This window comes from Psychrobacter sp. AOP3-A1-26 (assembly GCF_052378235.1).
GTDB lineage: Bacteria > Pseudomonadota > Gammaproteobacteria > Pseudomonadales > Moraxellaceae > Psychrobacter.
The window spans coordinates 1-10,245 of sequence record NZ_JBQSXN010000100.1; the positions used below are offsets into that span (position 1 = coordinate 1).

Sequence of the window (10,245 nt, forward strand, 5' to 3'; positions counted from 1 at the left end):
TACTCCAGTAGCACGGGATTATTGACGTGTCGATTTTATTTAGAACGGACTATAGTTAAGATGGATAAAAACCGTAAAAAATAAGTGGAAGGCGTTTAAAGTAACTTTACATGGCTTAAAGCCCAAACCAACCCACAGATAACGAACTTGCACTGATTTCTAGCAAGGGTTTGTTATAATACTCAGCAACCAAATGCCGTATCCATTCATAGTTTATGGCCATATTGATCTTTTGGTATTTTAGGAAGCAAGCTTATGACCGAATCAAACTCACAGATGCCTACCACTGCGCCATCCAACACTGACAAGGTGCTACTGCAACTGACTGGTCTGAAAAAAACCTATGATCAAACGGAAGTATTAAAAGACATCAATCTCGATATCAAGCATGGTGAATTTTTAACCCTGCTTGGACCATCTGGCTGTGGTAAAACCACATTGCTACGGTTGATTGCCGGTTTTGAGCAACCAGATGCAGGGGCGATTTATCTCGATGGGGTACAGATGGCAGGCTTGCCAGCGGATAAGCGGCCAGTCAATACCGTATTCCAGCAATATGCATTATTTCCGCATATGACAGTGGCGCAAAACGTCGCTTACGGTCTTAAGCTCAAAAAAGTCCCTAAAAACGAGATTCAAACCCGCGTGCGTGAAATGCTAGCGATGGTACAACTTGAACATCTTGCCAACCGCAAACCGCAAGACTTGTCTGGTGGTCAGCAGCAGCGCGTGGCGATTGCACGGGCGGTGATTAATCGCCCTAAATTGCTATTACTCGATGAGCCGCTATCGGCACTTGACCATAAGCTGCGCCTACAAATGCAGTCTGAGCTTAAGCGCCTGCAGCGTGAGCTGGGCATTACTTTTGTCTTTGTTACTCATGACCAAGAAGAAGCGCTATCGATGTCAGACCGCATCGCAGTGATGAAAGACGGCAAGTTTCAGCAAATCGGCACGCCTATTGAAATTTATGAAACCCCTGCCAATTTATTCACTGCCAAATTTATCGGTGAGACCAATCTATTTAAGGCTGAGGTCAAGGGCGTTTATCCTGAGCAGCCAGATCGTGATGGTCGGGTGACCAATGGACGGATCGAAGTCGAGGTTTGCGAGGCGCAAGCGCAAGATGGTCCGACTACCTTACGCAATCTACGCCGCCCGGACTTTGCCAACGATGTCCAAGTTGGCGATATCGTGAATTTATTGCTACGCCCTGAAGATTTACGGATTTACGATCCCAATAACGCCGAACATACTGGCCTACTAGGGCGGGTCATTGAAAGCAACTATAAAGGCAGCACCTTAGACTCCATTATTGAGCTGGAAAATGGCCATATTATTAAGGCGTCGGAGTTCTTTGATGAGGATGATCCAAGCTTTGATTATAAGTTAAATGAGGGCGTAAAAGTGTCATGGGTTGATGGCTGGGAATGGGTGTTGCCAGAAGATGCTACGCCTGATGACGAAAATAATAACCATATTAACCTAGCTGCCCAAAAGGATCTCACCTAATGGCACGTACTAGCGTCAGTAATAAAAGTCCTTTTCGTACGGCAACGCTATGGCTGATTTGGGGTTGGCTGCTTATCTTTGCGCTATTACCCAATATACTGGTGATTGCGGTCAGTTTTTTAACCCGTGATAGCACCGATTTTATTAGCCTACCTGTCAGTATCGATAGCTACGTGCGCATGATTGATCCCTTGTATTTTGGCGTATTTGTCCATTCATTATGGATGGCAAGTATCACCACGGTCATCTGCTTGCTGCTTGGCTACCCTTTTGCATGGCTAATCTCTAAAGTCAAAGCGCGGTGGCAACCGCTGCTCATGATGCTGTTAATCCTACCGTTTTGGACCAACTCTTTAGTGCGGACTTATGCCCTTAAATTGCTGTTTGCCAATAATGGTTTGATTAATAAATCACTACTGGCCATCGGAGTCATCGATACCCCTATTGATATTTTATATACCCAAGGGGCGGTAATAGCAGGTTTAACCTACTTATTATTTCCTTTTATGGTGCTGCCGCTGTATGCCGTTTTTACCGATTTGCGCAATGACATGCTACTCGCCTCACAGGACTTGGGTGCATCAAAGACCCAGACCTTTTGGCATGTGGTATTACCGTTGACCACGCCAGGGATTATTTCAGGGGTGCTGTTGGTTCTATTACCTGCAATGGGTATGTTTTACGTCGCCGATATTTTAGGTGGCTCACGCAATTTATTGGTGGGTAATATTATAAAAAACCAGTTTTTGGATGCGCGTGATTGGCCGTTTGGCGCTGCAGCCAGCGTGTTATTGACACTGGCGATGGCCGTATTATTACTTGCCTACCGTGCCAGTAGTCGCCGTATTGGCAAGACTGATTTTAATGAGGTGGCCTGATGTCTGATAGTTCACGGACTAATGCACCGACTAAAAAGAGGCCTTCTATTAAGACTGGAAGTATTAAAATTGGTAGCATCGCTGCCAAAGGCTATCTTGGCCTAATTTATGCCATGCTATATTTACCCATTGTTGTTTTGGTAGTGATGTCATTTAACAAATCCAAGATTGGCTACAATTGGGGTGGTTTTAGCTTAAAGTGGTACGAATCGCTATTCAATAACCAAGCCATGCTCGATGCTTTTTGGCATTCTATTGTATTGGGGTTGGTCGCCGCGACCGTTTCGACTGTAATAGGTACGCTAACTGCCCTCGCGCTACACCGCTATAACTTTCGCGGTAAAGGTCTGCTAAATGGCCTATTATTTGTGCTGATGATGTCGCCTGAGATTGTGTTGGCTATCTCATTATTGGCGCTGTTTTTGCTAATTGGTCTACAGTTGGGTTTTGTATCATTGCTGTTGGCGCATATTACTTTTTGCCTGCCGTTTGTGGTCATTACAGTGTTTGCGCGTTTAAGCAGTTTGGATGAGCGCTTGATGGAAGCGGCACGCGATTTGGGTGCCAATGAATCAACGATGGTGCGTACCGTTCTAATCCCTGTTATTCTGCCAGCGGTGATGGCAGGTTGGCTGCTTGCCTTTACTTTATCCTTAGACGACGTGGTGGTTTCGACCTTTGTTACTGGTCCCAGCTATGAGATTTTACCACTGCGGATCTATTCGATGGTACGCGTCGGTCTAAAACCTGAGGTCAATGCGATTGGGACGATATTATTAGTCGCCTCGCTGATACTAGTCATTATCTCGCAGCTATTATTGCGTCGACGCTAACTGGCCAACGTTTATTGGAAACAAACTTTGAATGAAAATCAGCGCCATATCAATTATAATGAATTTTTCTCACTTTAGCGGTTAGGTTGTCTTATGTTAGAACTCCGTCATCTCAATACCTTAACCGCGCTAAGAGCACATGGTTCGCTCGCTGCAGCTGCCGATGAGTTGCATGTCACTGCCTCTGCGGTCTCGCACCAGCTAAAAGAGCTGGAGAATTACTATGATATCAGTTTGGTTAATCGTCGAACACGCCCTCTGACTTTTACTCCAGCGGGAAAAACGGTATTGGCATTGGCAGATAGCATCATGCCGCAAGTCACCCGTACCAAATCCAATCTTAAGCGCTTAGCGCACGGCCAAGCAGGCAGGCTGCGCCTAGCGTCTGAATGTCATAGCTGCTTTGATTGGCTGATGCCGATACTCAATCATTATCGCCGAGAATGGTCGGATGTGGAGCTAGACTTTGCTACTGGCTTTGAACCTGAGCCGCATCATTTATTGATGGAAGGTGATATTGACCTGTTGATTACCACCAGTGATTTACCGTTAGAGGGTATCAGCTATCAGCCCTTGTTCGAGTACGAAAGTCGCTTGGTGTTGTCGCCCACGCATGATTTAGCGGCGCAGGAATTTATTAAGCCAGAGGATTTGACCGATGAGACGCTGATTGCCTATCCAGTAGAGGCTAAGCGCCTCGATATTATTGCCAACTTTATGACCCCAGCGCAGGTAAGCTTTGAGAGTATTCGTACCACGGAGTTGACCGCGATGCTGATTCAGTTGGTCGCTAGTGAACGAGGAGTGGCGGCATTGCCTGATTGGGTAGTTGCCGAATATGAGAAAAAAGGCTGGGTTGTGTCGCGTCCATTAGGCGATTGCGTACATTGTCAGCTATACGCAGCGACGCGTACCTCCAGTCAAGATACCGCCTATATGCAAGGGTTTGCCAGTTTGCTAGAAGGGATAGTAAAGCCAGTTTAGAATTTTATTTGTCATAAAACCCGTTATGAGAACGAGGACGGTACCCTAGTGAGGACTTGAAGCTTTGGCTCTAGGCTCATGATACCAACGGGTTTTCTCCCTGAGATAGTTCCAGTGTACTTCGTAGTGTACATGTAGTGAGCTTTTCGCAGATGAATTTACGGCATGTTACTAGGGGCTGTATAGAATTCAGCTAAGGAACTGACAGAGACTATTTTTTAGGCAATTCGACGCCAAAAATAGTAAGTTTAGTTATTCTAAGCGCGATAGTTTTGGCTATGAAGTGGCAAAAAATAGTCCTGTTCCTTCGGACTGATGCTAAAATCGCCCCAGACGTTGTTGTAAATCTAGCTAAGGTCTCGACATTACCTTCGATTTACGCCTAGTCTGGAATTATTTTAGCGATCAGCAGTCCTAATAGATGAATTCTATACAGCCCCTATTGTCTTGTTATAACGACTACTTCAAACTATATGTGGTTCACATAATAAAGTTACTTATTTGAGGTTTTGCTATGAAGATTTTTTATAAAATGAGTGCGTCAGTTTTAATATCTACTATGCTACTAACGGCTTGTTCAAGTCTTAGCACTAATAATACTGTAGACAAGACTGAGGTGGTAAAAACATCTCAAGTTGCGCCTATTCCACAAGTAGGGTTTCGCTATAGTGATGCTGAAAACTTTGATCTCGCTAATGAAGACAAGCTTTCTTGGCGTGTGTTCTATGACAAGCCCTCTACAGGAACAGATGCCAAGTGGTTTGATGCTGTAAAAAAAGGTGATCTAGCAACGGTTAAATATATGGTAAATAATGGTCAAGACTTAGAAGCTAAAGATACAGGTAGCCTTAATCAAACCGCTCTCGGCTGGGCAGCATTTATTGGCTATGAAGATATTGTAGATTACTTAGTTGATAAAGGCGCTGATATATATGCTAAAGATGATGGTGACGTTTATAACGTCATGAAATCTGCTGTACTAGGGGGAAATACCGTTATTGTTAAAAAAGTACATAAGTTATTAAATGACAAAGCGCCTGTCGATTTAAACGACCAAGAAATAGAAGATGATGGTGAAACATTTATTATGGTTGCCGCTAGTAATAATCGTATTGAGACGGTCAAATATTTACTGGCTCAAGGTGCTAATCCCAACCTTGTGGCGACTACTCAAGATAAGACTATGCAATCGTACAACCAAAGTGCTTACTCCTATGCTTGTACTCGCGGTCATGCAGAGATGACAAAATTACTTGCGTCAAAAGGTGTGGTTAATCATCGTACGGGCAAAGCAAGTTGTCAATAACGTTTTCAATCATTAGAGCTATCTAATTGCTTTTGATTACAGACATTCATAGTAGTCTAGATACTTAAAAAAAGGACGCTTCACAGTTTTTGAAGCGTCCTTTTTTAGGTTATACCTATGGCGAACCACTCAGGTACCTTCACTGGTTTGGTTCCCTATACAGGCATCGATGTGGTAGATATATGAGACACCTAGGAATTTTCATACTCTCTAAGATTGTTGAATATCAAACAATCCCAGCGTGGTTCAACATATGTATCAAAAAAACATTTTTTATTAGGAAAAGCCATGCTTCTTAGTTTTATTGCGCGCCATAGCACATTAATTATGCCAGTTTGCGCAATTGTGGGCTTTGTTTTTCCAAACTTATCCAATGCAGTATTGGTATATTTGCCCCAAATACTGTTCTTCTTGATGTTCTTTACTTTACTGGGCATCGACCAATACGCGCTGTTAAAGCGTATAGCGACAAGCTATGTGTGGGTTTTTGCCTTGTTACAAAGCGGGGGCATGTGTCTAGTTTTAGTATTAATTGCTTATGCGCTCGGTGTACGTGGCGATTGGCTATTGGCGATTGCAGGTCTTGGCGCCACTGCCCCATTGTTTGGTAGTGGTGCGTTGGTCAATGCGGTGGGGTTTGATGCACAACTGGCGACGGCAAAAACTATCGCTGCTACGCTCATTATGCCATTCACATTATTAGGCGTATTATGGCTATTAGGCGATGAAAGTTCAAATTTAGACGCTGGTCTTTATGTCAAACGCTTGTTAGTTTATATTTTTATGCCAATGGTGCTAGCTGTGGGAGTGCGTCGGTTTGTTCCACCTGCTATTTTGTCACGTTATTATCCCAAAATTGGGCAGTTTAATATTTTACTGCTGATGTTGTTTCCACTGGGACTGATGGCAGGATTTCGTACCACCTTTGACCATAATCCCTGGCAAGCGTTGTTATTACTAGTGCTAAGTTCGGTATTGGCATTGGTATTTTATTTTACCGCTTATATAATATATCGGCGTTTTGGCTATGAGAATGCTATTGTCGCGGCGCTGGTGTGTGGCGGACGCAATGTATTACTTTCTTACACCATAACTGTACCCTTTATGGGTGCGGTGTTTCTACCGTTACTGGGTGCTTTTCAATTACCAATGTTTTGCTTACCCTTACTGGGCAAATATATGGCAAAACGCCATACGACTCGACCTATGGATTTAAAGTCAGGTTTCTGAATCGCCCTGACTACTTACAGATAAGTTATTGTTTAGAGGGTTTATTTTTTGGGTATACCCCAAGGGAACCAGTTATTTTGCCCTTTAAACCTATTAATAGACCACTTAAAACAGACTGCTATAAAGCAACTACTTATATCAGACCGTTAAGCGAGTAATGCCTATCAAAAGTTATAAAACCAGTTTAAAGAAGTAAAAACCTAGCGCGGTGGCTAATAACGTCAATCCCACATGCAAACCAACCAATCCAAGACCGGCAAGCATACGTCCTGCATTTATCAAGCTAAAGACTTCAGCGCTAAAAGTGCTAAAGGTGGTCAATCCGCCACAGAATCCAGTAATAACAAACATTTTTGCATTGACCGATAGCATGCTGCCGGTACGCTGAAACCATACCATAGCTAGACCTATCAGTAATCCCCCTAAAATATTGGCGCTTAGCGTCCCTATCGGAATCCAACTATGTAGCGGATTAAAGCGTCCCAGCCACGCACGCAGACAAGCGCCGATTGCTGCCCCTAAGCCGATGGCAAGCCATTGCATGATGTAATCCTTATTTTCTTAATGAATGCCATTCTAATAAGCAAAGAAACTATACGGCTGGCAACTCAGTCATCGGCCAACGCGGTACACAACTGACGGCCAAATCATCAGATTGTCCCGCTTGCAAACGCTCGTAACCTGCATAAGCAATCATCGCCCCATTATCGGTACATAACGCTGGCGGTGCATAATGAACAGTGGCGTTTATTTTAGCGAGCTCACTCTCTAACGTCTCACGTAAATGGCTATTGGCACTAACCCCGCCCGCAATCACCAGTCGGCTCATATTGGCTTGCTTGAGTGCTTTGACACACTTTTTCACTAGCGTATCGACCACAGCGTGCTGAAAACTGGCAGCAATATCGGCGCGTACTTGTGGGTCGCTGTCGGACTGATTGCCTGACCCCCCTGAGTATGGGGTATCTTTAATCAGATTATGTACCGCTGTTTTCATACCGCTAAACGAAAAGTCCAAGCCGCGATGCAGCATCGGTCTTGGTAGACTATAAGCATTTGGATTGCCTGTTTCAGCCAGTTTGGCGATATTAGGACCACCAGGGTAAGGCAAGCCTAGCATTTTGGCCGCTTTATCAAAGCACTCGCCTGCTGCATCATCTATCGATTCACCCAATATCTCATATTGCCCAATACCGTGAGCGGCAATCAGCAAGGTATGTCCACCAGACACTAATAGCGAGACAAAAGGAAACGCGGGTGGGTTTGCGCCCATCAGCGGTGCCAATAAATGCCCTTCCATATGATGAATACCAATTGCTGGAATATCCAGACCATACGCCAAACTGCGACCAAATAATGCACCGGTCATCAGCGCCCCGATGAGCCCTGGCCCTTTGGTATAGGCAATGGCATCAATTTCACCTTTTTTTATATCACATTGTTCTAACAGCTCGTTCAGCAAGGGCACCAGCTTGCGAATATGATCGCGACTGGCAAGCTCGGGCACCACGCCGCCATAAAGTGCATGCAGCTCTATCTGTGAATACAGTACTTGACCAACCAAACCTTGATTGTCGCTATCTAGCTGTTCACTGTCAAAAATCGCTAGCCCAGTCTCATCACAAGACGTCTCTAAACCCAATACTTTCATGTTTGTGCCTTTATTTTATCGCTTCGCTAAATAATATCATCGCTGTGCTAAATATTATTTTTTTAGGGCTAAATACTAGGGCATGTCCTCAATCTGAACAAAATCAATTAAATGGGTTAAAAATGGCTAAATCTTGCCAAACTGTGTCAAATAGCTGGCTAATATCTTGATATTATCTGTGCTATTTTCCTTGTTTGACTGCAATTTATCTCATTTTTATCACCATTTTCAAAATGAGGACACGCCCTAATGTTAAAAATCGAAAATAGCTTTTGAAAAAGCTTAATAAGTAAAGTCAAAATCCTTTAAAAACGTGACGGCAGGTGATGTATCTATATTACTGTTCACTGATTGTATGTCGTTTTTGATCATATACTGTTTTGTATTCACCATAAAAAAACCGCCACTGCAATCTTACAATGACGGTTATTCTATCAAATTTCAATCACTGATATTAGCTAACTGCCGCTACCATATAATCAACGGCTGCGTGAACTTGTGCTTCGCTAACCTCATCACTCGCCTGTGCTGGCATTTTGTTGAAGCCTTTAGCTGAATGCATATGCAGCGTATCTATGTCTTTGACAAGATGCGGCGCCCAATCGGTTTTATTACCGTATTTAGGTGCGTCCAACAAACCACCTTCATGACAAACTTTGCACTGCTTTTCATACAACTTCTCACCAGCATCAGCCGCTAACACTTCAGGCTCAGCCGCATCTTCAGCAGTCGCTTCTGCTGCTGCTTCTACTGGTACTTCGGTAGGTTCTGCTTCTACTTCAGGTTCTGGTGTGACCTCTTCTTCTACTACTTCGACAGGGACTTCAGGCTCCACGACCACAGTTTCAGTGTCGTTGGTAGCAGCTGGCTCTTCAGCAGCAGTATTGTCACCACCACTACAGGCACTAAGTGCTAATAAAGCACTAAGACCTAATGTTGACCACGTTAGTTTTCCCGCTATATTTAGCGATTTTTTATTCATACGTAATTGATTGATACTCATATTCATTCCTTTGCCGGTTGGGTTAAGTAAGCTATTTTTTGTTGATACTTTTTTATTCCATGCCTACCATCGCTGAGTTAACGATTTTTTGCTTACTCGATATTGAACAGCAGATCTTGCGACTGTTTCTGCATCTGTGTGTTTTACGTTAGCTGGCAGCGGCAACCATATAGTCAACTGCTGCATGGATTTGCTCTTCGGTGACGCCATTGGTTGCTTGAGCGGGCATTTGGTTAAAACCTTTGGCCGAGTGAGTATATAGGGTTTCTTTACCTTGAGTAATACGCGGTGCCCAGGCTTCTGCATCACCATATTTTGGCGCATCAAGTAAACCAGTGGCATGGCAAGCCATGCACTGGTTATTATAAAGCTGCTCACCAGTATTGTCAGAGACATTAAGCGCTGCGCTATCAGTAGTATCTGACGTATCAGCAGCTACCTCTTCTTCACTTTCACTGCCTTCTTCGGTATTGGTCGTCGCGTCTGCTTCAACATCCGTAGCTGGCACCGCTGTTGTTTCTGGAAATTCCATATCTTCCGCTTCTGGCGCATTAGAGCGAGCAAGTTCTGACGCATCGTCGACTCTATCGACAGCCATGACTTTTCCTGACTCTGTGCCAGCGTCTTCTTTTTCACTGCTACAAGCACTTAAACTGATACCCATAGAGAGAATCAAGGTTGTCCATAATGCGGTATTAACTGCTGTTTTTTTCATGCCAATTTTCATTAAAAAAGATCCTCAATATAATAGCCATAAAAGCGTTGTAGCGTTTGGTTATAGCGTCTGATTATCATCCCTGACCGAAACGTCAGCCAGTAAACAAAACTTATCATAACATAGACTTAAT

General features: G+C 43.8%; 10 protein-coding genes. 6 read left to right on the forward strand and 4 right to left on the reverse strand.

What is annotated here, in order from left to right; all coding sequences use genetic code 11:
- Positions 1 to 255: 255 nt before the first annotated feature.
- The 6 genes from potA (at position 256) to ACT3TU_RS12580 (ending at position 6,743) form a co-directional block, all read left to right on the forward strand.
- Positions 256 to 1,512, forward strand: coding sequence for a spermidine/putrescine ABC transporter ATP-binding protein PotA (gene potA / locus ACT3TU_RS12555; RefSeq protein ID WP_192523650.1), 1,257 nt, complete (start codon positions 256 to 258; stop codon positions 1,510 to 1,512).
- Positions 1,512 to 2,390 carry a spermidine/putrescine ABC transporter permease PotB gene (potB, locus tag ACT3TU_RS12560; protein ID WP_444784445.1) on the forward strand — a complete coding sequence of 293 codons (879 nt, stop codon included), beginning with the start codon at positions 1,512 to 1,514 and terminating at the stop codon, positions 2,388 to 2,390. The genes potA and potB overlap by 1 nt, the downstream gene beginning before the upstream one ends.
- Complete coding sequence (gene potC / locus ACT3TU_RS12565) at positions 2,390 to 3,223, forward strand: spermidine/putrescine ABC transporter permease PotC (RefSeq protein WP_444784446.1); 834 nt, start codon at positions 2,390 to 2,392, stop codon at positions 3,221 to 3,223. The genes potB and potC overlap by 1 nt, the downstream gene beginning before the upstream one ends.
- Before the next feature lie 93 nt (positions 3,224 to 3,316).
- Entirely contained in the window at positions 3,317 to 4,207 is an 891-nt protein-coding gene (locus tag ACT3TU_RS12570; RefSeq protein WP_444784447.1) for a LysR family transcriptional regulator, read from the forward strand.
- Between the two features lie 514 nt (positions 4,208 to 4,721).
- Positions 4,722 to 5,513, forward strand: a complete 792-nt coding sequence (locus ACT3TU_RS12575; protein WP_444784448.1) for an ankyrin repeat domain-containing protein — start codon at positions 4,722 to 4,724, stop codon at positions 5,511 to 5,513.
- Between the two features lie 288 nt (positions 5,514 to 5,801).
- Positions 5,802 to 6,743, forward strand: coding sequence for a lantibiotic ABC transporter permease (locus tag ACT3TU_RS12580; protein WP_444784449.1), 942 nt, complete (start codon positions 5,802 to 5,804; stop codon positions 6,741 to 6,743).
- Between the two features lie 171 nt (positions 6,744 to 6,914).
- On the opposite strand, the gene crcB is transcribed toward ACT3TU_RS12580, so the two are convergent.
- The 4 genes from crcB to ACT3TU_RS12600 all read right to left on the reverse strand — a co-directional run bounded on the left by crcB (position 6,915) and on the right by ACT3TU_RS12600 (position 10,112).
- Positions 6,915 to 7,286 carry a fluoride efflux transporter CrcB gene (gene crcB / locus ACT3TU_RS12585; RefSeq protein ID WP_192529695.1) on the reverse strand — a complete coding sequence of 124 codons (372 nt, stop codon included), beginning with the start codon at positions 7,284 to 7,286 and terminating at the stop codon, positions 6,915 to 6,917.
- A 49-nt stretch (positions 7,287 to 7,335) separates the two neighbouring features.
- On the reverse strand, positions 7,336 to 8,394 hold the full coding sequence (gene tsaD / locus ACT3TU_RS12590) for a tRNA (adenosine(37)-N6)-threonylcarbamoyltransferase complex transferase subunit TsaD (protein ID WP_444784450.1): 1,059 nt from the start codon (positions 8,392 to 8,394) through the stop codon (positions 7,336 to 7,338).
- Between the two features lie 454 nt (positions 8,395 to 8,848).
- Positions 8,849 to 9,397, reverse strand: a complete 549-nt coding sequence (locus tag ACT3TU_RS12595) for a c-type cytochrome (RefSeq protein ID WP_192529697.1) — start codon at positions 9,395 to 9,397, stop codon at positions 8,849 to 8,851.
- 148 nt (positions 9,398 to 9,545) lie between these two features.
- Positions 9,546 to 10,112 carry a c-type cytochrome gene (locus ACT3TU_RS12600; RefSeq protein WP_225735380.1) on the reverse strand — a complete coding sequence of 189 codons (567 nt, stop codon included), beginning with the start codon at positions 10,110 to 10,112 and terminating at the stop codon, positions 9,546 to 9,548.
- Positions 10,113 to 10,245 lie beyond the last annotated feature (133 nt).

Coding starts and splice junctions, on each gene's coding strand:
- ACT3TU_RS12600 (WP_225735380.1), bottom strand. CDS start 10,112: ATGAAAAAAACAGCAGTTAATACCGCATTATGGACAACCTTGATTCTC.
- potC (WP_444784446.1), top strand. CDS start 2,390: ATGTCTGATAGTTCACGGACTAATGCACCGACTAAAAAGAGGCCTTCT.
- crcB (WP_192529695.1), bottom strand. CDS start 7,286: ATGCAATGGCTTGCCATCGGCTTAGGGGCAGCAATCGGCGCTTGTCTG.
- ACT3TU_RS12580 (WP_444784449.1), top strand. CDS start 5,802: ATGCTTCTTAGTTTTATTGCGCGCCATAGCACATTAATTATGCCAGTT.
- tsaD (WP_444784450.1), bottom strand. CDS start 8,394: ATGAAAGTATTGGGTTTAGAGACGTCTTGTGATGAGACTGGGCTAGCG.
- ACT3TU_RS12595 (WP_192529697.1), bottom strand. CDS start 9,397: ATGAGTATCAATCAATTACGTATGAATAAAAAATCGCTAAATATAGCG.
- potB (WP_444784445.1), top strand. CDS start 1,512: ATGGCACGTACTAGCGTCAGTAATAAAAGTCCTTTTCGTACGGCAACG.
- potA (WP_192523650.1), top strand. CDS start 256: ATGACCGAATCAAACTCACAGATGCCTACCACTGCGCCATCCAACACT.
- ACT3TU_RS12575 (WP_444784448.1), top strand. CDS start 4,722: ATGAAGATTTTTTATAAAATGAGTGCGTCAGTTTTAATATCTACTATG.
- ACT3TU_RS12570 (WP_444784447.1), top strand. CDS start 3,317: ATGTTAGAACTCCGTCATCTCAATACCTTAACCGCGCTAAGAGCACAT.